Annotated in this window: 21 protein-coding genes; 12 read left to right on the forward strand and 9 right to left on the reverse strand. The window is 64.0% G+C overall.

The window, feature by feature from the left end:
- Positions 1–72: 72 nt before the first annotated feature.
- The gene (gene icd, locus C935_RS0104925; RefSeq protein ID WP_018861403.1) at positions 73–1,329 is read right to left on the reverse strand and encodes an NADP-dependent isocitrate dehydrogenase; all 1,257 of its coding nucleotides are present in this window, start codon (positions 1,327–1,329) and stop codon (positions 73–75) included.
- Between the two features lie 125 nt (positions 1,330–1,454).
- Between icd and C935_RS0104930 the strand changes: the two genes are divergently transcribed.
- Genes C935_RS0104930 through C935_RS0104960 form a run of 7 tightly spaced genes read left to right on the forward strand, consistent with a single transcriptional unit; the run spans position 1,455 to position 9,720 of the window.
- Positions 1,455–1,916: an NUDIX hydrolase gene (locus C935_RS0104930; protein WP_018861404.1), complete on the forward strand. Its 462-nt coding sequence runs from the start codon at positions 1,455–1,457 to the stop codon at positions 1,914–1,916.
- Positions 1,913–3,034: a tRNA 2-thiouridine(34) synthase MnmA gene (gene mnmA / locus C935_RS0104935; protein ID WP_018861405.1), complete on the forward strand. Its 1,122-nt coding sequence runs from the start codon at positions 1,913–1,915 to the stop codon at positions 3,032–3,034. The genes C935_RS0104930 and mnmA overlap by 4 nt, the downstream gene beginning before the upstream one ends.
- A gap of 53 nt (positions 3,035–3,087) precedes the next feature.
- Positions 3,088–3,717: a high frequency lysogenization protein HflD gene (gene hflD / locus C935_RS0104940; RefSeq protein WP_018861406.1), complete on the forward strand. Its 630-nt coding sequence runs from the start codon at positions 3,088–3,090 to the stop codon at positions 3,715–3,717.
- A gap of 16 nt (positions 3,718–3,733) precedes the next feature.
- Positions 3,734–6,481, forward strand: a complete 2,748-nt coding sequence (gene acnA / locus C935_RS0104945) for an aconitate hydratase AcnA (protein WP_018861407.1) — start codon at positions 3,734–3,736, stop codon at positions 6,479–6,481.
- A 15-nt stretch (positions 6,482–6,496) separates the two neighbouring features.
- Positions 6,497–6,889 carry a hypothetical protein gene (locus tag C935_RS0104950; RefSeq protein ID WP_018861408.1) on the forward strand — a complete coding sequence of 131 codons (393 nt, stop codon included), beginning with the start codon at positions 6,497–6,499 and terminating at the stop codon, positions 6,887–6,889.
- Positions 6,886–7,725: an HDOD domain-containing protein gene (locus tag C935_RS0104955; RefSeq protein WP_018861409.1), complete on the forward strand. Its 840-nt coding sequence runs from the start codon at positions 6,886–6,888 to the stop codon at positions 7,723–7,725. The genes C935_RS0104950 and C935_RS0104955 overlap by 4 nt, the downstream gene beginning before the upstream one ends.
- A gap of 45 nt (positions 7,726–7,770) precedes the next feature.
- Positions 7,771–9,720: a bifunctional diguanylate cyclase/phosphodiesterase gene (locus tag C935_RS0104960; protein WP_018861410.1), complete on the forward strand. Its 1,950-nt coding sequence runs from the start codon at positions 7,771–7,773 to the stop codon at positions 9,718–9,720.
- A gap of 3 nt (positions 9,721–9,723) precedes the next feature.
- Here the strand turns inward: C935_RS0104960 and C935_RS0104965 are convergent, their stop codons facing one another.
- On the reverse strand, positions 9,724–11,112 hold the full coding sequence (locus tag C935_RS0104965) for a lyase family protein (RefSeq protein ID WP_018861411.1): 1,389 nt from the start codon (positions 11,110–11,112) through the stop codon (positions 9,724–9,726).
- A gap of 119 nt (positions 11,113–11,231) precedes the next feature.
- Here C935_RS0104965 and purB point away from each other — a divergent pair, with 119 nt between their 5' ends.
- Positions 11,232–12,599, forward strand: coding sequence for an adenylosuccinate lyase (purB, locus tag C935_RS0104970; RefSeq protein ID WP_018861412.1), 1,368 nt, complete (start codon positions 11,232–11,234; stop codon positions 12,597–12,599).
- 3 nt (positions 12,600–12,602) lie between these two features.
- Positions 12,603–13,754 carry a cupin domain-containing protein gene (locus C935_RS0104975; protein WP_018861413.1) on the forward strand — a complete coding sequence of 384 codons (1,152 nt, stop codon included), beginning with the start codon at positions 12,603–12,605 and terminating at the stop codon, positions 13,752–13,754.
- A gap of 16 nt (positions 13,755–13,770) precedes the next feature.
- Here the strand turns inward: C935_RS0104975 and dusA are convergent, their stop codons facing one another.
- The gene (gene dusA / locus C935_RS0104980; protein ID WP_026278651.1) at positions 13,771–14,763 is read right to left on the reverse strand and encodes a tRNA dihydrouridine(20/20a) synthase DusA; all 993 of its coding nucleotides are present in this window, start codon (positions 14,761–14,763) and stop codon (positions 13,771–13,773) included.
- A gap of 63 nt (positions 14,764–14,826) precedes the next feature.
- Here dusA and C935_RS0104985 point away from each other — a divergent pair, with 63 nt between their 5' ends.
- Positions 14,827–16,254 (forward strand): Glu/Leu/Phe/Val dehydrogenase, encoded by a 1,428-nt coding sequence (locus tag C935_RS0104985; protein WP_018861415.1) that lies wholly within the window; start codon positions 14,827–14,829, stop codon positions 16,252–16,254.
- 25 nt (positions 16,255–16,279) lie between these two features.
- Here the strand turns inward: C935_RS0104985 and ribA are convergent, their stop codons facing one another.
- The gene (gene ribA, locus C935_RS0104990) at positions 16,280–17,425 is read right to left on the reverse strand and encodes a GTP cyclohydrolase II RibA (RefSeq protein WP_018861416.1); all 1,146 of its coding nucleotides are present in this window, start codon (positions 17,423–17,425) and stop codon (positions 16,280–16,282) included.
- A gap of 143 nt (positions 17,426–17,568) precedes the next feature.
- On the opposite strand from ribA, the gene C935_RS0104995 reads away from it, so the two are divergent.
- Positions 17,569–18,357 (forward strand): RibD family protein, encoded by a 789-nt coding sequence (locus C935_RS0104995; protein WP_018861417.1) that lies wholly within the window; start codon positions 17,569–17,571, stop codon positions 18,355–18,357.
- Between the two features lie 23 nt (positions 18,358–18,380).
- Here the strand turns inward: C935_RS0104995 and thrC are convergent, their stop codons facing one another.
- The 3 genes from thrC to alaC form a co-directional block, all read right to left on the reverse strand.
- A complete protein-coding gene (thrC, locus tag C935_RS0105000) occupies positions 18,381–19,523 on the reverse strand; it encodes a threonine synthase (RefSeq protein WP_018861418.1) in 1,143 nt (380 codons plus the stop codon).
- Between the two features lie 332 nt (positions 19,524–19,855).
- Positions 19,856–21,169, reverse strand: coding sequence for a homoserine dehydrogenase (locus C935_RS0105005; protein WP_018861419.1), 1,314 nt, complete (start codon positions 21,167–21,169; stop codon positions 19,856–19,858).
- Between the two features lie 55 nt (positions 21,170–21,224).
- Positions 21,225–22,454, reverse strand: coding sequence for an alanine transaminase (gene alaC / locus C935_RS0105010; protein ID WP_018861420.1), 1,230 nt, complete (start codon positions 22,452–22,454; stop codon positions 21,225–21,227).
- Between the two features lie 196 nt (positions 22,455–22,650).
- Between alaC and C935_RS0105015 the strand changes: the two genes are divergently transcribed.
- A complete protein-coding gene (locus C935_RS0105015) occupies positions 22,651–23,031 on the forward strand; it encodes an Mth938-like domain-containing protein (RefSeq protein ID WP_018861421.1) in 381 nt (126 codons plus the stop codon).
- 19 nt (positions 23,032–23,050) lie between these two features.
- On the opposite strand, the gene rpoS is transcribed toward C935_RS0105015, so the two are convergent.
- Positions 23,051–24,130 (reverse strand): RNA polymerase sigma factor RpoS, encoded by a 1,080-nt coding sequence (rpoS, locus tag C935_RS0105020; protein ID WP_018861422.1) that lies wholly within the window; start codon positions 24,128–24,130, stop codon positions 23,051–23,053.
- Between the two features lie 26 nt (positions 24,131–24,156).
- Complete coding sequence (locus C935_RS0105025) at positions 24,157–24,918, reverse strand: peptidoglycan DD-metalloendopeptidase family protein (RefSeq protein ID WP_026278652.1); 762 nt, start codon at positions 24,916–24,918, stop codon at positions 24,157–24,159.

A 24,918-nucleotide genomic window follows, 5' to 3' on the forward strand; every position in this document is an offset into this window, starting at 1 on the left:
TCCCTGGTTCCTTAGGCCATGTTCATGGTCGTTCGGTTCCGGGCTCGGGCCAAGTGCCCGCACCCTGTGTCATTACATGTGCTTGATCAGGGCCTCGCCAAAGGCCGAGCAGCTCACCGGTTCGACGTTGTCCATCAACCGGGCGAAGTCATAGGTCACCTCGCCCGCGCTGATCGCGCCGCCCATGCCCTTCACCACAAGATCGGCGGCCTCGGACCAGCCCAGGTGGCGCAGCATCATCTCGGCCGACAGGATCAGCGAGCCCGGATTGACCTTGTCCTGACCGGCATACTTCGGGGCGGTCCCGTGGGTCGCCTCGAACATCGCCGTGGTATCGGACAGGTTGGCGCCCGGCGCGATCCCGATACCCCCGACCTGAGCAGCCAGCGCATCGGAGATGTAGTCGCCGTTCAGGTTCAGCGTGGCAATCACCGAGTAATCCTCCGGCCGCAACAGGATCTGCTGCAGGAAGGCATCCGCGATCACATCCTTGATCACGATGTCGCGGCCAGTCTTCGGGTTCTTGAAGGTCTGCCACGGTCCACCGTCCAGATCCTTCGCACCAAATTCCTCGCGCGCCAGCTCGTAGCCCCAGGCCTTGAACGAGCCCTCGGTGAATTTCATGATGTTGCCCTTGTGCACCAGCGTCACCGAGGGGCGGTCGTTGTCGATCGCGTACTCGATGGCCTTGCGCACCAGGCGCTTCGTGCCCTCGCTGGAGACCGGCTTCACGCCGATGCCGGCGGTATCCGGGAAGCGGATCTGGGTCACGCCCATCTCGTTTTGCAGAAAGTCGATGACCTTCTTCACCTCCGGCGTACCCGATTCGAATTCGATGCCGGCGTAGATGTCCTCCGAGTTCTCGCGGAAGATCACCATGTCGGTTTTTTCCGGTTCCTTCAGCGGGCTCGGCGTGCCGTCGTAGTAGCGCACCGGGCGCAGGCAGACGAACAGGTCCAGCTTCTGGCGCAGCGCGACATTCAGGGATCGGAAACCGCCCCCTACCGGGGTTGTCAGTGGACCCTTGATGGACACGCGATAGTCCTTGACCGCCTCCAGGGTTTCATCCGGCAGCCCGGAGTTATCGTCATAGACCTGCGTGGCCTTCTCGCCCGCATAGACCTCCATCCATTCGATCGCCTTCTGGCCGCCGTAGGCCTTCTCCACCGCCGCATCGGTCACCCGGCGCATCACCGGCGTGATGTCCACACCGATCCCGTCCCCCTCGATATAGGGGATGACCGGGCGCTCCGGCACCACCAACTTGCCCTGCTCGTCGACGGTGATGCGTTCGCCCTTTTCCGGGACCTGAATGTGCTGGTAGGCCATGCAAACTCCTTGTGCGCAAGAATTGAAATCGCTCTCCGTGATTATACATACCCATCCGCCCCCGCCGAGGGGAGCCTGGTCTCGAGAACACCTGCCCGACGGGCCGCTGCGTTATCATTCGCGGCATGTCCGAACGCCTGCCCTGCCATATCACCGTCGCCGCCGTCATCGAGCGAGACGGGCGCTTCCTGTTTGTCGAGGAAACCGATGACGGACGCCATGTGCTGAACCAGCCGGCCGGCCATCTCGACGCCGAGGAAGACCTGGTCGAAGCGGTGATCCGCGAGGTCCGCGAGGAGACCTGTCTGGACTTCCAGCCGGAGGCCCTGCTTGGCTGCGACCTGCTCGCGCTTGCCAATGGCGCGGTGACGCTGCGTGTCGCGTTCTGCGGCACGGCCAGCGAGCCGGCTCAATCCCCGAGCCGAGATCCTGCCATCCATGCGCTCCACTGGCTGACGCCGGACGAGGCGCGTCGCGGCTGGCCCCTGCGCAGCCCGCTGGTCCTGCGCACCATTCGCCGCTATCAGGATGGCATGCGCCTGCCGCTCGCGGCGGCCGGCTCACTGGTTCATGCGGAGGGGCCGTGAGCGGTGCCGAGCGGGTCATCGTGGGCCTGTCGGGCGGGGTGGACTCGGCCGTGGCGGCCAGCCGCCTGCTGGAGGCCGGCTATCGCGTGGAAGGTCTGTTCATGAAGAACTGGGAGGATGACGACGACGCGGAATACTGTGCTGCCGAGGCCGACTACGAGATGGCCCGCGAGGTCGCGGACTGTCTCGAGATTCCGCTGCACAAAGCGAACTTTGCCGAGGACTATCGCCAGCGGGTGTTTCGCCACTTCCTGCACGAATACGAGGCTGGTCGGACGCCGAATCCGGACATCCTGTGCAACCGCGAGATCAAGTTCCGCTCGTTCCTCGATCACGCCCGCCAGCTGGGCGCGCAATGGATTGCCACCGGCCATTACGCCCGTGTGCGCCACCTCCCCGGCCACAGCGAGCTGTGCATGGCGGCGGATGCCAACAAGGATCAGACCTATTTCCTGCACACCCTGACGCAGGAGCAGCTGCGCCCCGCGCTGTTCCCGCTGGGGGGCATCCCCAAGGACCAGGTGCGTGCGCGTGCCCGCGAACTGGGCCTGCCCAACCACGCCCGCAAGGACTCCACCGGCATCTGCTTCATCGGAGAGCGCCGCTTCCGCGATTTCCTGGCGCAATATCTGCGGGCGCCGGAGGGGGAGATGTGCACACCCGAAGGTCAGGTCGTGGGGCACCACCAGGGCCTGATGTTCTACACCCTGGGCCAGCGCCAGGGACTCGGGATCGGCGGGATCGACGGGTTTCCCGAGGCCCCCTGGTATGTGGTGGACAAGGATCTGGCGAGCAATCGGCTTGTCGTCGCGCAGGATCCGCAGCATCCGCTGCTGATGAGCCCCGCGATCGAGACGGAAACCGCGCACTGGATTCACCGCCCGCCCGAGCCGGGACAGTCACTCATGGCGCGTCTGCGTCATCGCCAGCCCTTGCAACCGTGCCGGCTGGAATCCGTCGATGGAGGCCGGGTACGCGTTCGCTTCGAGGCCCCTCAGCGTGCAGCCACACCCGGCCAGTCGGTCGTTTTTTATGACGGCGACGTCTGTTTGGGCGGGGCCGTGATTGCCAGCCGCCGCACACTGGCCGATGAGCCAGAAGCCCCGGTTCCGGTATAGTAGGCGCGTTTCACGCATCCACCCACTCACGCCTGTTCCGGGAGCCCTCCGGCTTGGACCGTAACGACCATAACCGCACGTTGGCGCTGGCCGCCCTTTTCCAATGCGCCAGCCTGGTCAAGGACCTGGCCTGGCGCGGCAGCTGCGACGAATACGAATTCGAGATCCTGATCAACAGCCTGTTCACGTTCGAGGCGGAGACGCCCGAGGATGTTTACCGCGGGGCGAGCAGCCTGCGCCCGGGTCTGGAGCGCGTGCAGAGCCAGCTGCAAAATGGCGGCAAGCCACCGGATATGGAAATCACCCGTTACGCGGTCGGCCTGATCTTTCTGGAACGCAAGCTGCAAAAACGTCCGGACATGCTGCAAAAGCTGGGCGACGGGCTGCAGGGTGCCCAGCGGCAGGTGGATTATTTCACCATCACGCACGAGAGCGTGATCGCCCGCCTGGCCGAGATCTACAAGGAGACCATCTCGGAACTGGGCCCCCGTATCGTCGTCCAGGGCGAACAGAATCATCTTTCCAATCCCGAGATCGCCGCGCGCGTGCGCGCCCTGCTGCTGGCCGGCATCCGTGCCGCCGTGCTCTGGCGCCAGGCGGGCGGGTCTCGCTGGAAACTCCTTCTGGGCCGCAAGCGACTGATTCGCGAAGCGGACCACATCCTTCAACGACTGAACACCTGACAGCGGATAGCGCATCATGAGCCACGCAGAACCGAAAAAGACCGAAAACCTCTCTGCCGGCGGCCGCGAGTGCCGTTACGTGCCGATCACCGATGACCCGCGCGCCCGGGACCTGCCCTACGCGCTGAAGATACTGCTTGAGAACCTGATGCGCTTCGAGGACGAGCGCACGGTCAAGCGCGCCGACATCGAGGCCCTGCTGGACTGGGATCCGAAGGCCGAGCCTTCCCAGGAGATCGCTTTCCGGCCCGCCCGCGTACTGCTGCAGGACTTTACCGGCGTGCCCGCGGTCGTCGATCTGGCGGCGATGCGCGACGCAATGGAGGCGCTCGGCGGCGATCCCAGGAAAATCACGCCTTTGCAGCCAGCCGAACTGGTGATCGACCACTCGGTCCAGGTCGACGAGTACGGCAATGCGAATGCGATGAACCTGAACGCAGAGCTGGAATACTCGCGCAACCGCGAGCGCTACAGCTTCCTGAAGTGGGGCCAGCAGGCGTTCGATACCTTCAAGGTCGTCCCGCCGGATACCGGCATCGTGCACCAGGTCAACCTTGAACACCTGGCGCGCACCGTGTTCGTCGAGGACCGCGAAGACGGTTCCTGCCTCGCCTACCCCGACACCCTGGTTGGCACCGACTCTCACACCACCATGATCAACGGCTTGGGCGTGCTGGGCTGGGGGGTCGGTGGCATCGAGGCCGAGGCCGCGATGCTCGGCCAGCCGATCTCCATGCTGATCCCGCAGGTGGTGGGCTTCCGCCTGACCGGCCGACTGGCCGAGGGGGCCACGGCGACCGACCTCGTGCTGGTGATCGTCGAGATGCTGCGCAAGAAGGGTGTGGTCGGGAAGTTCGTCGAGTTTTTCGGCGACGGCCTGGCCGATCTGCCGCTGGCGGACCGCGCCACCATCGCCAACATGGCACCGGAATACGGCGCGACCTGCGGCATCTTCCCGATCGACGACGAGACCCTCGAGTACCTTCGCCTGACCGGCCGCGAGGCGGGCCATATCGAGTTCATCGAGGCCTACGCCAGGGCCCAGGGCTTGTGGCGCGACGACAATGCCCCGGTGGCCCGCTACACCGACATGCTGGAACTCGACCTTTCCACCGTGGAGCCGAGCCTGGCCGGGCCCAAGCGCCCGCAGGATCGCATTGCACTGAGCATGGCCGGAGCCGAGATCAGCCGTCACCTGGATACGATGCTCAAGGAACGCGTCAGCGGCGCGGACGAACCGGAGGAGGCCGAGCGCTTCGCTGCTGAAGGCGGGCATACCGCAGTCGGCGTTGAGCATCAGGCGGAAGAGCCACGTCACACGGCTATCGAGATGAATGGTGAGGCGTTCACTCTGGACCACGGCGATATCGTGATCGCGGCTATCACCTCCTGCACCAACACCTCGAACCCGTCGGTCATGCTGGGCGCCGGCCTGGTCGCCCGGAAGGCGCGCGAACGCGGCCTCCAGGTCAAGCCCTGGGTCAAGACTTCGCTGGCTCCCGGTTCGAGGGTGGTAACCGACTATCTGCAAAAGTCCGGACTGCTTGAGGACCTCGAGGCGCTCGGCTTCCACGTGGTCGGTTATGGCTGCACCACCTGTATCGGCAACTCCGGGCCCCTGCCCGAGCCGATCAGCGAGGCCATCATCAAGGATGACCTGATCGTCAGCTCGGTGCTCTCCGGTAACCGCAACTTCGAGGGGCGAATCCATTCGGAGGTGCAGATGAACTTTCTTGCCTCGCCGCCGCTGGTGGTCGCGTATGCGCTGGCCGGGCGCAGCACGCTGGATCTGTACAACGACCCGATTGGCGAGGACACACAGGGGAATCCCGTGTTCCTGAAAGATGTCTGGCCGACGACTGACGAGGTTAACGAGGCCGTGCAGGCGAATGTCGATGCCCAGAGCTTCACGACCGCCTACGGCGACCTGTACACCGGGGAGGATCGCTGGCGCAATCTTGAGGCCCCCACCGGGGACCGCTTCGAGTGGCAGGACGACTCCACCTACGTGCGCAACCCGCCCTACTTCGAAGGCATGGGCATGACGCCCAAGGCGGTAACCGATATCGATGGCGCCCGGGTACTGGCGCTGCTGGGCGACTCGGTGACCACCGACCACATCTCCCCTGCCGGCTCCATTGCCAAGGACAGCCCGGCCGGACGTTACCTGGAGGAACAGGGTGTGAAGCCCGCCGACTTCAACTCCTATGGCTCGCGGCGGGGCAACCACGAAGTGATGATGCGCGGGACCTTCGCCAACGTGCGCCTGCGCAACCTGCTGGCCCCCGGCACCCAGGGCGGCGTCACGGTCCACCTGCCGGATAGCGAACAGATGTCCATCTATGACGCAGCCATGCAGTACAAGGAAGAAGACACGCCCCTGATCGTGATCGCCGGGCAGGAGTATGGCACCGGCTCCTCGCGTGACTGGGCGGCCAAGGGCACGCTACTGCTCGGGGTGAAGGCCGTGATTGTCGAGAGCTTCGAGCGCATCCACCGTTCCAACTTGGTGGGCATGGGTGTCCTGCCGCTACAGTTCCTGCCGGGCGACAATGCGGCCAGCCTGGGGCTGACGGGTCGCGAGACGTTCTCGATCACCGGTGTGAACAACGGCGAGGCCCGCGAGGCCACCGTCACCGCCGTGGCCGATGATGGAGAACGCACGACCTTCAACGTCCGTGTGCGCCTGGATACCCCGCAGGAAATCGACTACTACCGCCACGGGGGCATCCTGCCGTATGTGTTGCGCCAACTAGCACAATGAGACTAAGGTCACAGCATGATGCGGCGGGTACCCATAGAGGACGTGAGGTCCGGCCATACCCTGGCCACAGCGGTCCATGACCGTTCCGGGCGTCTTCTGATCCCCGCCGGCATGGTCCTCCAGGAAAAGCAGATTCGCGTCTTGCTGTCCTGGGGTATCAAGGCCGTCGAGGTGCTCGACGAGGGTGCCGACAACGCATCCTTATCGGCCCCTCAGGAGGCTGTCGAGATCCCCGCAGTCGAGCCCTCGCCCGAGATGGAGGCCCGTGCCGACGAGATTCTCGCCGAGCGGTTCCAGCACTGTTCGGTAGAAGACCACCCCATGGCCGGTATCTACCGTCTGGCGCGGCGCGCTCTCCTTGATGATCTGTGTCGCTACTCGCCGAAACGACGGAGCGAGCAGGCATGACCGTCGACGAATTCCTCGCCGAAGACGGTTCCCTGTGCAGCTTCTCCGGTAGCTACAACACAATCTTTACGCGCCTGAGCGATCCAACGGCCAATGTCGCGGCGATCACCGAAGCCGTGGAGCTGGACCCAACGATTGCCGCCAAGACGCTGAAGGTGGCGAATTCCTCTCTGTATGGCTTTCCGGAGCCGATCGACACCCTCCACCGGGCGGTCTCGATCATCGGCCTGCAGCAGATGCGCCAGATTGTGATGTCCACTGTCGTGATCGAGCATTTTCGCGGCGTACCGGTGATCGGCGTGGACATGGAGTCGTTCTGGCGCCACAGCCTCGCCGTCGGGGTACTGAGCCGCTCGATTGCACGGTTTCGGCGCGAAGCTAATATCGAACGGCTCTACCTGTACGGAATCATGCATGACCTTGGGCGCCTGTTGATGTTTCTTCACCTGGCCAGTCGCACCGAGGAATTGATCAACATCCGCGAGCGGGAACGCATGCTGCTGTTTGAAGCGGAGACAGAGTTTCTCGGCTTCGATCACGCTGACATCGGCGCGGAACTGCTGGAAAGCTGGAGCATGTCGCCGGCACAGGTGGAAGCCACGCGATACCACCATGCACCGACTGAGGCAAAGGCCTTCCCTGTCGAAACCGCGATCGTCCATGTGGCCGACAGCATCGCAAATGCCCTGCGACTGGGGTCGTCAGGTGAACGCTTCGTGCCTCCCGTGGAAGCGGAGACCTTCGAGCGGGTCGGTCTCGAGATGGAGACCTATGAGGCCGTAATCGGTGATGCCCGAAAGCAGCTAGGACAGATGCAGGCGATTCTGCTGGACTGACGAGGGACCGATGAGCGCACGGAAGCAGGTACAGGACGACCCGGCATGAGCCCTTCCTACAAAACGCCCGAAGAGGTCAATGCGCTGCACGAGCGTATCCGTTTCCTCGAAGAAGCGCTGGAGGCCAATGCCTACGCGATGGACGTGCTCGCCTCGACCACGGCGATCTTTGGTGATACCGACCGCAACCGCAGCCCGGAGCTGATTATCCAGAGCAGCCTGGAGTCCATCCGGCGGCTGCTTCCCGCCCGCGACATGGCCGTCTACATCCTTGACGGAGAGTCGTCGTTCGATCTGGCCTACCAGCAGTATCCCCAGGATGACGCCTACGATCTCGCGGATGCGGTCGAAGATCTGATCCAGGAAGGCACCTTCTCCTGGGCGCTGCACCAGAATCATCCCGTTTGTTTGCCGTCGCGCTTCGAGGGCGAAAGCCTGTTGCTTCACGTAATTTCGACTCGAACCCGAATACGCGGCATGTTCGCCGCACGCTTTCGCCAGAATGAACTTCAGCGCCACGAGATGACCCTCTCGACCCTGACCATGGTGCTGTTCAACACCGCCTATGCCCTAGAGAGCGCGGATCTGTTCCAAATGATGGAACGGCGCCAGAAAGCCCTGCAGCGAATTACCGAACACCAGTCGCGCGAGCTTCTGCATCACCAGTCGCACGACTCCCTGACCAACCTTCCCAACCGGATGTTGTTCAGCGACCGCCTCTCTCAGGCCATTGAGCGGCACAAGGGTACGGATCACCACATTGCTTTGATTCTGCTGGACCTGGACAACTTCAAACGCCTGAACGATTCCCTGGGGCATCGCGCGGGAGACGAACTGATCCGCAAGGTTGCACAGGATCTGGGCAGGCTTCTCGAACGTGGCCGTGATCGGTCGGGTCGTCCCCTGCGCACAACCCTTTCGCGGCTCGGGGGCGACGAATTCGGGATCCTGGTCGAGGATTTGCAGGGCCTGGAAGGCTGTGTCCGGCTGGTCACAGACGTTGTACGCACCACCGCGGTGGAACGCACGGTCTTCGACCGCCCCGTCGTGACCAGCGCTTCCTGCGGGATTGCCGTATTCCCCTACGACGGGGACAACGCCGATCTCTTGTTGAGTAACGCCGATGCCGCCATGTACGAAGCGAAGCAGCGTGGTCGCAACGGCTTTCGCTTTTACACACAGGACCTGAACTCTCGTACTTTCCGGCATTTCGAGCTGGAAAAGGAACTGGGTACCGCGATCGAGCAGGAACAACTGGTTGTGCATTATCAGCCAAAGGTTGACTTGCATACCGGTGACATCCTGGGTGCGGAGGCCCTCATTCGCTGGCAGCATCCCAAGCTCGGCCTCCTGCCCCCCAGTCATTTCATCGAGCTCGCGGAAGACATGACGCTGATCGAGGAAATCGGCGAATGGGTCCTTCGCCGGGTCTGCCGTGACCTGAAGACCCTGCCCTCTCCAGGCGAGGACTGCGCCTTGCGGCTCGCGGTGAATGTCTCGGCGCGACAACTTCGGCAACCCGATCTGGCGGGCGACTTTCACGCCATTCTCCAGGCTGCCCGTGTGGCCCCCGAGTGCATCGAGCTGGAGTTGACCGAAACCACCATCATGGATGATCCCAAAGGAGCGGCCCGGATGTTCGAGCGCTTGCGCGAGATTGGCATGCGGCTGGCGGTGGACGACTTCGGGACGGGCCATGCGTCGCTCATTCAGCTCAAGAAACTGCCGGCGGATACGCTCAAGATTGACCGGTCCTTTGTCCAGGACCTAGAGCGCAGCGAAAGCGACGCGAAGATTGTCAAGGCTATTGTGAAGATGGCCCAGACCCTGGGACTGAACATCATCGCAGAGGGCGTTGAAACCAAACGCCAGGCCGAGATCCTGCGTGAGTTCGGTTGCAACGAGGCGCAGGGCTATTTCTTTGCGCGTCCCATGGCCTTTAACGACTTCCGCGCCCTGTTGCAGGACCGCGCCCGCCTACCCCGGACCGGATAGGCCTCAGCCGCTTCTGTTCTCCGGGCGAGTAAGTCTCGCCGGATCCAGTAGCACTTTCAGGCGCTCGCGCGGGATATCCGTGTGCTCCTCCGCCACATCCAGGATCGGCCGTCCCGAAGCGTAGGCCTCCTTGGCAATACGGGCACCGGCCTCGTAGCCAATCTCGGCATTCAGGGCGGTCACCAGGATCGGATTGCGATCCAACGCGGCGCGCAGGTTGTCCTCGTTCACGGTAAAGCCCGCGATCGCCCTATCCGCCAGGTGTGTCGAGGCCCGGGCCAGCAGGCCGCACTGGGTCAGGAGGTTGTCGGCAATCAGCGGGAGTCCCACGTTCAGCTGAAAATTGCCCCCGGCGCCCGCGGCGGCAATTGCCGCGTCAAGACCGAGCACCTGCTGGGAGGCCATGATGACCGCCTCCGGGATCACCGGATTCACCTTGCCCGGCATGATCGAGCTGCCGGGTTGCAGGGCCGGCAGGGCGATTTCGCCCAACCCCGCCAGCGGGCCGGAATTCATCCAGCGCAGGTCGTTCGCGATCTTGATAAGCCCCACGGCAACGGTCCGCAATTGGCCCGAGAGCTCCACCGCGCTGTCCTGACTGGCCAGTGCCGCAAAGCCATTGCCCTCATGCACAAACGACAATCCGGTTCGCTCGGCCAGACGGCCCGCCACACGCTCGCCGAATCCCGGGGGTGCATTGATACCGGTGCCCACCGCAGTAGCGCCGATGGCCAGACGCTGAATTCGCACGCGGGTATGTTCCAGGCGATTCACGTCCAGCTCCAGTTGGCGGCGCCAGCCAGAGAGTTCTTGCCCCAGGGTCACGGGCATTGCATCCATCAGGTGTGTGCGCCCGGTCTTGACCAGTGCCCCCACCTCGCGCTCGCGCCGAGCGATTGTCGCAATCAGGTGGCGCAGCGCAGGCACCAGTTCCTGTTCCAGTTCCAGCGCCGTCGAGACATGCAAGGCGGTCGGGATCACGTCGTTGGAGCTCTGCGAGCGATTGACATGATCGTTCGGATGGACCGGTTCCCCACTACCCGATGCAATGTGCGCGAGCACCTCGTTCATGTTCATGTTGGTACTGGTACCCGAGCCCGTCTGATAGACGTCGACCGGGAAGGCATCCGCATGCTCGCCCCCAGCGATCGCCTCGGCCGCTGCCACAATCGCGTTCGCCACGGCGTCCGGGAGCTGCCCCAGCTCCTGGTTGGCCTCCGCACAGGCCGCCTTGGTCAGCGCGAGCGCCCGAATGAATGCATGAGGCATGGGTCGACCGGCGATCTGGAAGTTGTCGATGGCGCGCTGGGTCTGGGCACCCCAGAGGGCATCCCTGGGGACTTCCACCGGTCCGAGGCTATCCTGCTCCTGGCGGGTCGGGGACTTCGACATGCACTCCTCCAAATGATCGGGCGTAGCTTTGTATTATACTGCGCCGCGTCAATCGACCGTCCGCAGGACACATGACCCACGCTCCCTGACGGACCCATCCATTCCGACTCGAGTGCACCATGTCCCTGAGCCCCCTGTCCGCGATCAGTCCCGTCGATGGCCGCTACGCCCGGCACACCCGCGACCTGGCCCCCTATTTTTCCGAGCAGGGCCTGATGCAGGCCCGGGTGCGGGTGGAGATTGCCTGGCTCAAGGCGCTGGCCGCCGAGCCTGCCATCCCCGAGGTCCCGCCGTTGACCGCCGAAGCGGACGCCTTCCTGGACGAGATCGCCATGGACTTCGACGAGGTCGCCGGCGCCCGGGTGAAGGAGATAGAGGCCAAGACCAATCACGACGTCAAGGCCATCGAGTACTACATCAAGGAGCAGATGCGCGGCCGGTCCGATCTGCAAAGCCAGATCGAATTTGTGCACTTCGCCTGCACCTCCGAGGACATCAACAACCTCGCCTATGGAGTGATGGTCCGGGAGGCGCGCAATCATGTGTTGCTGCCGGCGGTTGATGCCGTGCTGGAGCCGCTGCGCGAGCTGGCACAGCGCTTCGCCGATCAGCCCCTGCTGGCCCGCACCCACGGACAACCAGCCTCGCCTACGACCATGGGCAAGGAGCTGGCCAACGTGGTCCATCGTCTGGATCGGCAGCGCGCCACGATCGCTGCGAACGAGTGCCTGGGCAAGATCAACGGTGCAGTGGGCAACTTCAATGCCCACTACGCGGCTTACCCGGAGGTGGACTGGCCGTCGCTCTCGCGGCGCATGGTGGAGAGCCTCGGGCTGGTCCCCAATACCCACACCACGCAGATCGAGCCGCACGACTTCCTGGCCGAGCTGTTTCACGCCTTCATGCGTCTGAATACGATCCTGCTGGATGCCTCGCGCGACATCTGGGGCTATATCTCGCTGGGCTATTTCAAGCAGAAGGTCGTGGCCGGCGAGGTGGGGTCCTCGACCATGCCGCACAAGGTCAATCCGATCGATTTCGAGAATGCCGAGGGCAACCTCGGGCTCGCCAATGCCGTGTTCGACCATCTGGCGAGCAAGCTCCCGATTTCGCGCTTTCAGCGTGACCTGACGGACTCGACCGTGCTGCGCAACATTGGGATGGGCTTCGCCTGGTCGCTGATCGCCTACAAGGCCTTCCAGCGCGGTCTGGGCAAGCTGGAGATCGAACCCGGCCGGCTGGACGAGGATCTCGACCAGAACTGGGAGGTATTGGGCGAGGCGGTGCAGACCGTAATGCGCCGCTACGGGATCGATTCTCCGTACGAGAAGCTGAAGGCCCTGACCCGCGGCCAGCGCATCACGCCGCAGGCGCTGGCCGAGTTCATCGATGGCCTGGAGATCCCGGACGAGGCGAAACAGCGCCTGCGCGAGTTGACCCCGGACCGCTACACGGGGATCGCCAGCCAGCTGGCGCGCGACGAATAAAGCGTGCCCGCCCCCGACCCGAACCAGGGCCTGGAGTTGCTGGGCGGGCTCTCACCGGCGGAGTTCCTCCGGGACTACTGGCAACAAAAGCCGCTGCTGGTACGCGGCGCGGTATCGGGCTTCGCCAACCCCATCGAGCCCGACGACCTGGCCGGCCTCGCCTGCGATCCGGATGCGAGCGCCCGGCTCGTACTCGGCGACACCGACCACGCGGACTGGGCAGTCGAGTACGGCCCGTTCGATGAAGATCGCTTCGTGTCTCTGCCCGATCGCGCCTGGACTCTCCTGGTTAGCGACGTCGAGCGCTTCTGGCCCGAGGGGTGGGACTTCCTGGCCCGGTTCGACTTTGTCCCCCGCTGGCGCCGCGACGATCTGATGATTTCCTACGCGGCACCCGGGGGCTCGGTCGGGCCCCATGTCGATGCCTACGATGTCTTTCTGTTCCAGGCGGACGGACGCCGGCGCTGGCAGATCCAGTCACCACCGGGGGCTCTGGAATGCCACGACGATCTGCCGCTGGCGATCCTGCGCGATTTCGAGCCAAGCGAGAGCTGGGATCTTGAGCCTGGTGACCTGCTCTACCTGCCGCCCAACCTGCCCCACTACGGCCTGTCACTGGATGACCAGTGCATGACCTGGTCGGTCGGCTTTCGTGCCCCGACCCACCTCGATCTGCTGACCGGGTTCCTGGAGGAGCGCGCCAACCGGGTCGGCGAGAAGGCCCGATACAGCGATCCTCAGCGCCCGGCGCCTGCCTACGCCAGTGAACTGCCGTCGCACGACCGCACTCAACTGCGTGTCATTCTGCGCGAGATGCTCGCCGCCGATGACACGGAGCTGGATGCCTTCCTGGGGCGCTTCCTGAGCCGTCCCGCAGGGAACGTCGAGCTGCACCCTGATGATCCCGGTTTCGCCAGCGGGGTATGCCGCATTCACCCGGGGATTCGCCGCCACTGGCTGGAGGCGCCCGCAGGACCGGTCCTCTGCGTTGCCGGACACAGTTACCCCGCCTGCAATCTGTCGCCAGAGGATCTGGAGCGGCTGTGCACGGCGGAGACCCTCGACCCGCGGCAATGGGATGCGCAATGGCCGGCGGTCCGGGAGATGTGCCGTGACGGCCTGGAAGAAGGCTGGCTGGAGCCCGCGGATCGATAGCTGGGGCGGGACCTGCTCAGGCAGCGGTGCGCCGACAGGGCTCGGCCGCCCGCTCGATCAGTTCCGGTCCGGCATCCGGCCGGTGGGCGCCTTCGGTGAGGATGCGGCGCCACTGACGCGCACCCGGCTCGCCATGGAACAGGCCCAGAATATGCCGGGTCAGTCGGGCCAGGGGGGTGCCGTCAGATCGCATGCGCTCGGCAAGGGTCAGGAGACCCTGCATGACCGCCTCCCGGGTCACAGGGGCTTCAGGGTCGGAAAAATACAGCCGGTCGACCTCCGTCAGTACCCACGGCTGGTGATAAGCGGTGCGGCCCAACATTACGCCATCCAGATGCTCCAGATGGGCGTGCGCACCGCGTAGATCGTTCAAGCCTCCATTCAACACGATGGTCAGATCCGGGAATTCGGCCTTCAGGCGATAGACGCGCTCGTAGTCCAGCGGGGGCACGTCGCGGTTGTCCTTGGGGCTCAGGCCCTGCAGCCAGGCCTTGCGGGCATGCACGATAAAGTGTCGCGCACCCGCGTCCGCCACCTGCCGGACAAACCCCTGCAGATCGGCCTCGGAGTCCTGGTCGTCGATCCCGATACGGTGCTTGACCGTAATCGGCACCGATACGACCCGCTGCATGGCCTGGACACATTCCGCCACGAGCTCCGGCCGTGCCATCAGGCAGGCCCCGAAGCTCCCCGACTGCACCCGATCGGAGGGACAGCCGACGTTGAGGTTGATCTCGTCAAAGCCCTGATCCTCGGCGATCCGAGCCGCGTAGGCCAGGGTCGAAGGATCCGATCCGCCCAGTTGCAGCGCGAGCGGGTGTTCCTGCGGCGAAAAGCCCAGCAGACGGGTGCGGTCACCGTGCAGCACTGCGTTGGCGTGTACCATCTCGGTGTACAACAGCGCACGGGTCGTCAACAGACGGTGAAACTGGCGACACCAGGTGTCCGTCCAGTCCATCATCGGTGCCACCGAGAAGCGAGGATCGGGTGCAGGTCGCGGGGCGTTCATCGCGACCCCGTCGTCACGCGCTCACAGCGTGTGCGCAACATCAATGGAGCAGGGAAATCGAACATGTCGGAAGATGCGAAGCCGGAAACCTTTCTTGATAGTGTCTCACACATGGTCGACCGGGCCATGCGCTATCTGGAACTCCCCCAGGGCGCATGCGATGCGATCAAGCAGTGCGATTCGGTGGTCCAGGTCAGTTTTCCGATCCGCTTCCCCGATCGCCTCGAGGTCTTTACCGGCTGGCGTGCCGTGCACTCCTCCCATCGCCTTCCGGTCAAGGGCGGGCTGCGATTCTCCCCCAGCATGGATCAGGAGCATGCCGAGGCCCTGGCCGCCCTGATGACCTACAAGTGCGCGATTGTGGACATCCCGTTCGGGGGTTCCAAAGGGGGCTTGAGAATCGACCCGCGTCGGTACGACGAGTGGGAGATGGAGCGGATCACCCGCCGCTTTGCCCACGAATTGATCCAGCGTGACTACATCAGCCCCGCACAGAACGTTCCAGCCCCCGATGTTGGCACGTCGCAGCGCGAGATGGCCTGGATCATGGAAACCTACCGCGAGCGCCACCCGGAGGACATCAATCATATTGCGGCCGTGACCGGAAAACCCGTCGAGATGGGCGGTATGCGCGGGCGCCTGGAAGCGACGGGCCGTGGCGTGCAGTACGCCCTCCAGGCCTTTTTCCGCGAGAGCAACGCGGCACGGGATGCCGGGCTGGAAGGTGGTTTGGGCGATCAGCGCATCATCATCCAGGGCTTCGGTAATGTCGGCTACTACGCCGCCCATTTCCTTCAGCAGGACGACCATGCCCGTATCGTCGGGATCATCAAGAGTGACGGCGGCGTCTACTGCAAGGATGGTCTGGACGTCGAAGCGCTTCACGACTATGTGCGCCGGACCGGAACGATGGAAGGCTTTCCCGGGGTCGAGTTCGAGCGCAATGGCGATCGAATTCTCGAGAAGGAGTGCGACATCCTGATCCCGGCCGCCCTTGAGGGCGCGATTCACCGTCATAATGCCGAACGCATCCAGGCACGGGTGATCGCCGAGGCCGCCAATGGTCCGTGTACCTTTGAGGCCGATCAGATCCTCCAGGAGCGCGGCGTGACCATCCTGCCGGATGTCTATGTCAATGCCGGCGGGGTGATCGTTTCGTATTTCGAGTGGGTGCGAAACCTTTCGCACATCCGTTTTGGGCGCATGGAGCGTCGTTACGATCAGGCCCAGGGACAGCATGTGGTCACGGCGATCGACATGATGACCAACCAGAGTGTGCCCGACTGGCTGCGCGAGTCGATCGTCCGGGGCGCGGAAGAGATTGATCTGGTCCGCTCGGGGCTCGATGACACCATGCGCGAGGCCTTTCGCGAGATGCACGAGGTGCGCGAGGTGGAAAGCAATGGACAGGTGCTGGACTACCGTACGGCCGCCTATCTCATCGCGCTGCGCAAGATCGTGCGGGCCCGCAGCGACCTCAAGCTGATCTGATCGGGATTTGGACCGGGAGCCCGGATCAGCCCCGCTCCGCCTCCGAGGCCAGCAACTCCTGCAACCAGTGGCCACCCCGGTCGGCCTTGGTACTGAGGTAGCGCAGGTTGTGTGGATTCAGCGTGCCATGCACGGGTTCCCGGGCCACGACCTGGATACCCCCGGCGCGCAGCGCCTCGATCTTGGCGGGATTGTTGGTGAGGACGCGGACCGTGTCGATACCTAGAAACTCCAGCATTTCCACGGCTGCGTCGTAACGGCGCCCATCGGCCTCGAACCCCAGCTGACAGTCGGAATCGATGGTGTCGAGCCCAGCCGTTTGCATGGTGTAGGCGCGCAGCTTGTTGGCCAAGCCGATACCCCGCCCCTCCTGGGCCAGATACAGCAGTACACCGCCACCACTCTCGTTAATCGTCTTCACCCCCAGGCGTAACTGATCGCCACAGTCGCAGCGCAAGCTGCCGAACAAGTCGCCGGTCAGGCAGGCCGAGTGCAACCGAACCGGGACGGCCTCCGGCCATTCGTTCGGTTCGCCAATGACCACGGCCACGTGTTCCAGGATCCCATTCCCCTCCCGGAAGAGCATAAAGCGGGTCACCGGGGCATCCGCCAGGGGTACCGGGGCTTCGCTCACGTAGGCGAGTTCCAGGCGCGGGTGATGCGCGACCGCCCGTGCCTCCCGCTCGTCCACGTTCAGGAACATCCCGTCGGCCAGCGCTGAGCGGATCGCCTCGGGTACGGGTTCGGGCACCCGCGCCGATACGACAGCGGGCAACAGGCGACCGGCGCGGGCCAGCTCAAGGGCCGCGACTTCGGCTGGTTCGGCGGTCCGCACTTCCGCCTGGTCAAGCGCATGGGTGGGGTGTTCGCCCTCGTTCGAGGCCTCCGGGGCGCTGGCGAGCGTAAACAGAGCCTCCGGATCGGTTCCCGGAGCAAACTCCAGGGCGACCCCCTCCCATCCCTTGGCTAGTGGCTGGGGCCAACCCATTGCGGACGCACGGTGGGGCGTTAGAATCAGACGTGGACGGCCGCCGGTCATATGCGTCAGGCGATCCAGCAACACCGGGGTCAGACCTTCGACGGCGGCAACCAGTACACTGGACTGCTCGCCGCTCAGCAAGACCGGGTGGCCCCGGCGAAGATCGAATATCCCACGATCGGCGTTGTGCATCAGGTCCTTCCCAATGGAGTTTGTCTTATGACCAGCCCGCAGGACGCGAATTCCACCTTGTCCAGCCGCCACCAGCCGCCCCAATCTCCCCCAAGCCTATCGCATGTGCCCCCGGAGGGTCGCGAAACCTGGGTTTTACCGGCATGACTGCCTACCCGGTGACCGAAGAAGAGGCCTGGCGCTGGCTGCTGGCGCAGCGCGCCGACCCGGGCTGTTGCCCCCTGCCCGGTCCTCTTGCCCCGGCGGCACACGACCTGCTGGAACTGTACGGCCCGATCATCGAGGCCGAAAGCATTACCGTGGCGCAACTGGGCCAGAGCCTGGACGGTCGCATCGCCACTCACACCGGACATTCCCAGTTTGTAACCGGTCCAGAGGATATCGAGCACCTGCATCGGCTGCGTGCATTGGTCGATGCCGTCGTAGTGGGTGCAGGCACCGTGGTGGCCGATGACCCGCGCCTGACCGTTCGCAAGGCCGAAGGAGCCCACCCGGTGCGTGTAATCCTCGATCCGGACGGGCGGATCCACTCCAGTGCCCGCGTCTTCCAGGACGGCGAGGTGAAAACGCTTGTCCTGCACGCAGCGGGCCTTGGTCCCTGCGAGATGCCCGACCACGTCCAATGCGTGGAGATGCCCACGGACCACAGCGGACGCTTCGCTCCACCGGAGATTCGGGACCGTCTGGCAGCGGATCATGGACTTCATCGGTTGCTGGTCGAGGGCGGAGGCCAAACGGTATCCCGCTTTCTGGCCAGTGACACCCTGGATCGCCTGCATCTGACGGTTGCCCCAATGCTGATTGGGTCGGGGCGGCACGGCATTACCCTGCCCGATATCGAAACGCTGGATCAGGCGCTGCGTCCGCCCTGCAGGATCTTCCGCCTGGGGGGCGATACGCTGTATGATCTGGATCTGCGCAGCAAGCCCTGACCTACCACTGCCAGGCGGCCCCCTCAGGCCAGGTTGTCGCGGATCGCGCGGGAGACAGCGTCAAGCTCCGCCGGGACCTTGGTCGGCTGTATCACGCTCTGGGCAATCGCGGTGTCCGGGTCCTTCAGCCCGTTACCCGTAAGGGTGCACACTACGGTGGAGCCCTCCGGAATCTTGCCCTCGCGGATATCGCGCAGGGCGCCGGCCAGTGACGCGGCTGACGCGGGCTCGCAGAAGACGCCCTCCTTCTCGGCCAAAAGCTTCTGTGCAGCCAGGATTTCGTCATCCTGGCATTCATCGAACCAGCCGTTGGATTCCTCGCGCACCTTCCAGGCCATGTCCCAGGACTGTGGATGCCCAATACGGATCGCCGTCGCCACGGTGTCCGGACTGTCGACCATCGCTCCACGCATGAACGGCGCGGACCCGGCGGCCTGATATCCGACCATGTGAGGGCGGTTGCCCACCATGCCGCCGCCGGCGTACTTGCAGTGGCCCTTGCAGTAGGAGCACGCATCGGTCACGTCGTCGCTGCTCTTGGCCGCCATTTCGCTGTAGCCGATCCAGTGCGCGGTGATGTTGCCCGCGTTGCCCACCGGCAGGCAGTGATAATCCGGGGCGCGGCCCAGTTCCTCGACGATCTCAAATGCCGCGGTCTTCTGCCCCTGCAGGCGATACGGGTTAACCGAGTTCACCAACGTCACCGGCGTGTTGGAGGCGACCTCCTTCACCAGGCGCATGCCGTCGTCGAAGTTGCCCTCGATCTGAATCACGGTGGCGCCGTGCATCATCGCCTGGGCCAGCTTGCCCATCGCAATCTTGCCATCGGGAATTACGACGAATGCCGTGATCCCGGCTCGTGCCGCATAGGCGGCGGCCGCGGCCGAGGTGTTGCCGGTGGAGGCACAGACAATCGCGCGGGAGCCCTCTTCAACGGCCTTGGTGACGGCCATGGTCATGCCGCGGTCCTTGAACGAACCGGTGGGGTTCAGGCCCTCGAACTTCACGTATATCTCCACCTCGCGCGCCAGATCGCGCGGGATGTTGTTCAGGCGGATCAGCGGCGTATTGCCCTCGCCCAGCGAGATGATGCGTGTGTCGTCGTGCACCGGCAGGCGGTCGCGATAGCGCTCGATCAGTCCGGTATAGCGATGTCCAAAGGCCATGGTGTTCTCTTTGTCGTTGCGAAAGGAGGAGCTCTAGGGAAACACTGATTGATGTACACGCTCGCGCTCGAGTCGCTTTTGCGCGCGAACAAGGCGCGGTGACTGCCGTGCAGTCATTCTGCACAAGGGAGCCGCAACGCTGTTCCCGCGCCCATTTTCGATAACAACGGGCGGCCGAGCCCCTGCTTTCAATGGCTTGTGGGGTTGGCACCCCAGGTTCCCCGATCCTGCGTTGCGGCCCTTGCCGGTAGAACCACTACCGGCTGCGCACCGCGCCTTGTCTCGGAAAACCTGGGGTGCCAACGCGAGTGTGTACATTAACCAGTGTTTCCCTAGCGCCCCAGACCTTCCATGCGGATGCGAGTAATCGGGGTCAGCAGGTGATCCAGTACTTCGAGCGCGGCGATCGCCTCGTTCATCGCGCCCTCGCGGACCTTGTGCGTGAGCATGATGATCGTGGCCTCGCCGCGCTCTGGATCCGGCTCGCGCTGCAGAATCGCCTCGATACTGATGCCGTGCTCACCCAGGATGCGGGTGATATCGGCCAGCACGCCCGGACGGTCCTGTGTACGCAGGCGCAGGTAGAAGGACGTCTCCACCTCGGACAGATCCAGCACCGGCTTGTCCGACAGAGCATCCGGCTGGAAAGCAAGATGCGGGACCCGGTTCTCGGGATCCGTGGTCAGTGCGCGCACGACATCCACCAGATCGGCCACCACCGCGGAGGCGGTGGCCTCGGCACCGGCACCCGCCCCGTAGTACAGCGTCGGCCCCACCGCGTCGGCATTGACCAGAACCGCGTTCATTACACCATCCACGTTGGCGATCAGCCGACGTTCCGGGATCAGGGTCGGGTGCACTCGCAGTTCGTAGCCCTTGTCGGTGCGCCGGGCAATCCCCAGATGCTTGATGCGATAGCCCAGCTCGGCGGCGAAGCCGACGTCCTCGCGGGTGATATTGCTGATGCCCTCGACCGCCACACGGTCGAACTGCAGCGGGATACCGAAGGCGATGGACGCCAGGATCGCCAGTTTGTGCGCGGCATCAATGCCCTCTACGTCGAAGGTCGGGTCGGCCTCGGCATACCCCAGCGCCTGGGCCTCGGCGAGCACGTCGTCAAAGTCGCGGCCCTTGTCGCGCATCTCCGTCAGAATGAAGTTGCCGGTCCCGTTGATGATCCCGGCGAGCCATTCGATCTGGTTGCCGGCCAAACCCTCGCGGATGGCTTTGATGATCGGGATGCCCCCGGCCACCGCAGCCTCGAACGCGACCATCACGCCCTTTTGCTGGGCGCGCTGGAAGATCGTGTTGCCGTGCAGTGCGATCAGGGCCTTGTTCGCGGTGACCACGTGCTTGCCGGCATCGATCGCGGCGAGGGTCAGGTTCAGTGCCGGGTCGGTGCCGCCCATCAATTCGACTACGACCTCGACCTCGGGGTCGTTGACCACCTGTGCCGGATCCGTCGTGAGGCGAATCTGTTCGCAGTTGCATTCGCGGCTTCGCTCGACATCGCGCGCGGCGGCGGCTACGACCTGAATGCCGCGCCCTGCCCGGCGCGCGATCTCGATGCCGTTTCGTTCGAGTACATTGACCGTGCCGCAGCCAACCGTACCGAGTCCCAGGATTCCAATCTTTACCGGCGTCATAAAAGCCTTGCTTTGTCTAAGTTCGGGCGTTGAAGCCCGGATGAATTCCTGCTGGCTACTGGCCTCGTGCGGGCGCTGCCGGCTCCGTGGCCGCGTCCGCGAGGATCGAATCGGCACGGAACATGGCTTTGATCCCGCGCAGTGCCTGGCGCGTGCGCTGCTCGTTCTCGATCAGACTGAAGCGCACGAAGTCGTCACCATAGTTGCCGAAGCCGACACCCGGCGAGACGGCCACCTTGGCATCACGCAGCAGCTTCTTGGCGAACTCGAGTGATCCCATCTCGCGGTAGGGCTCGGGGATCGGCGCCCAGACAAACATGGTCGCCTTCGGTTTCTCCACCTGCCAGCCCAGCTTGCCGAGCCCCTCGCAGAGCACATCCCGGCGCGAACGATAGAGCTCCCGAATCTCCTCGACGCAGTCCTGCGGGCCCTCCAGTGCGGCAATGGCGGCCACCTGAATCGGCGTGAACGTGCCGTAATCCAGATAGGATTTGATACGCGCAAGCGCGGCCACCAGGGTTGGATTGCCGCACATGAACCCGACACGCCAGCCAGGCATGTTGTAGGTCTTCGACAGCGTGTAGAACTCGACCGCGAGCTCCTTCGCACCTGGCACTTCCAGGATCGACGGAGCCTTGTAGCCGTCGAAGCTGATCTCGGCATAGGCCAGGTCGTGCACGATCCAGATGCCGTGCTCCTTGCAGATCGCCACGACCTGCTCGAAAAACTCCCGGTCCACGCATTGCGTGGTCGGATTCGCCGGGAAGTTCAGGATCAGCATCTTGGGCTTGGGCCAGGAATCCTGAATTGCCCGCTCGAGTTCGGCGAAGAAATCCACTTCCGGCGTAAGCGGCACATGGCGTACGTCGGCTCCGGCAATGACACAACCGTAGGGGTGGATCGGATAGGCGGGATTCGGAACCAGTACCGCGTCGCCCGGCCCCAGGGTTGCCAGCGCCAGGTGGGCAAGGCCTTCCTTGGAGCCGATGGTCACGATTGCCTCGGTCTCGGGGTCCAAGTCTACATCGAACGTGCTCTTGTACCAGCGCGTGATCGCCCTGCGCAGACGCGGGATCCCCTTGGAAACCGAATAGCGGTGGGTGTCGCCGCGCTGCGCGGCCTCACAGAGCTTGTCGACAATGTGATCCGGGGTCGGCTGATCCGGATTGCCCATACCGAAGTCGATAATGTCCTCGCCGCGCGCGCGTGCCTCGGCCTTCAACTGGTTCACAATGTTGAAGACGTAGGGCGGGAGGCGCTCGATACGGGGAAAGACGTCGGTCACGGGTCAGGTCCTGGTTGGGCCAAGCGAGCCGGCGGCAGGTCTGGGGGGAACGCCGCGGAATCCCCTTAAATACCGCACCGGAAAGCGCGCCAAAGTATAACCCGGGCCCGTCTCTGTCAACGAATCGGCCACCAAACTGACCGCGCGGCGAACGCCTGTTCTTGAGCCTGTCTCCCGCCCGGAGTAGCGTGTAGCCATGCTGTTCTCCGAAGTCACCAGCGAGGAAACCTACATCGTGACCGGCTACGAGTCGGGCGCGGTGGGGATCAATCAGGTCGGGTATACCCAAAGCCTGATCGTGCGGCCGAATGCGCTGGAGCAAAACTGGCCGGTCGAGAATGTCGAAGACCTGGCAGTCGAGCACCTTCAGTCCGTGATTGACCACCCCCCGGAGGTGTTGCTGATCGGCACAGGCGAGGTACAACGCTTCCCGGATCGGGGTGTATGGCGCTACCTGCGTCACGAGGGGTTTGGCGTGGAGATCATGGATACGGCCGCTGCGTGCCGCACCTACAACCTGATCATGGCCGAAGGTCGTGAGGTGGCCGCTGCACTGATCATCGACGGTGACCGCTGAGGGAGACGCGGCAGCGCTTTCAGGAATTGGGCAGTACCTCATCGCCCTTCATACCGCGCGATTCAAGCAGCCGCCGCAGGCGTTTGAGCGCATCCATCTGGATCTGGCGCACGCGTTCCCGCGTCACCCCGATCTCGTCGCCCACCTGTTCCAGCGTCGAACGTTCGAACCCGTGCAGCCCGAAGCGCCGCACCAGTACCTCACGCTGTTTGTAATCCAGCTCTCCCAGCCACTCCTCCACGAGGTGCTGAAGGTCCTGATCCTCCAGCAACGAGGACGGCTCCTGCGCGTTCACATCGGCCAGAATATCCGTTAGCGAACGCTCACCATCCGGGCCCGGCGGTAGATCCATGGAAGTCGAAGGCTCCGACATTGCCCTAAGTTTCTGAATCTCCGCAACCGGCTTGCCCAGGCGCTGTGCCAGTTCTTCTTCGGTGGGGTCGCGGCCCAGCTCCTGGGTCAGGTTGCGGGCGATGCGCGCGTGCATGCGCAATTCCTTACTCACATGCACGGGGATACGGATGGTTCGCCCCTGGTTCATCAAGGCACGCTCGATGGTCTGCCGAATCCACCAGGTCGCGTAGGTCGAGAAGCGGAAACCGCGTTCGGGATCGAACTTCTCCACCGCGTGCATCAGGCCCAGGTTGCCCTCCTCGATCAGATCCAGAAGCGGGAGACCACGATTCAGGTAGCGTCGCGCGATCTTCACCACCAGCCGGAGGTTGCACTCGATCATGCGCCGCCGCCCGGATTCGTCGCCGTCGCGAGCCAGACGCGCGTACGTGCGTTCTTCCTCCGGCGTCAGCAGTGGTCGATATTCGATATCGCGCAGATAGATCTGGATAGCGTCGAGCTCGGCCGGACGTGCATCGCGCAGCGTGCGGGGGCGCACTGGAACGTCACGTTCCGGGGAAAGTTCCTTCTCGTCATCCGGGGCGGGCAACTCTTCTTCTTCAGGGTTTTCTCGAGCCGCCAGGGGGTCGTCGGTCGCGCGGATGTGGTCGGCGGCGGGCTCGTTCTCACCTGACAGGCCGGTTCCGTCGTCCATCAGGTGTTCTTCGTCCAGTTCCGAATCAACCGGCTTCCGGGATTTAGCCATGGATGCCCTGTACTCCCTTTATTTATCTAGCGATCCGGCAGGTATCGGCTCGGATCCACGGGTGTTCCATCTACCCTTATCTCGAAGTGCAGCATTGGGCGCTCCGCGCCCGATGACCCAAGACGCGCAATCGTGTCGCCGGCCTCGACCTGATCCCCTTCGGAGACCAGCAATTCGTCGTTGTGGCCATAGGCACTCAGAAAACGCGCGTCGTGTTTCAGGATGATCAGTCGACCATACCCCACCAGGCCTCCACCTGCATAGACTACCTCCCCCGACCGGGTGGCCCGCACGTCATCACCACGCTCCCCGCCAATGGCGAGGCCTCGCCGCGTCCCACTGCTCGAAAAGCCGCGAAGGACATCCCCGTCTGCCGGCCACTGCCAGTCACCCGGATCATCGGGCGGTGGATCCGAGCGTTGCGTTTCGCGAGAGGACCCATTGTCACTGTCGCTACGACTCGCGGTCTGCTGGTCTTCGCGTTCCTGGCGGGGTGCCTGTGGTGGTGACGAGCGCGCGGTCCCGCGCAGGCGTAGCTCCTGACCGGGATAGATGATGTACGGGGCACTGATCGCGTTGCGCTGGGCCAGTTCGCGCCAATTCAGGCCATAACGCTGGGCGATGCGGTACAGGGTTTCTTCGCGCTGAACGGTGTGCGTTGTGGGGATATCGCTGGTGCGGGGAGAGTCGGTGGTCGTGGGGGCTCGTGTGGCACAGCCGGTGACCAGAGCAACCACCAGACCGGCGATGGCTATCAGTAAAAGCACTTGAGCGAATCGCCGGTTCAA

Origin of the sequence: Thioalkalivibrio sp. ALJ3, from assembly GCF_000377205.1 — a bacterium.
Classification (GTDB): domain Bacteria; phylum Pseudomonadota; class Gammaproteobacteria; order Ectothiorhodospirales; family Ectothiorhodospiraceae; genus Thioalkalivibrio.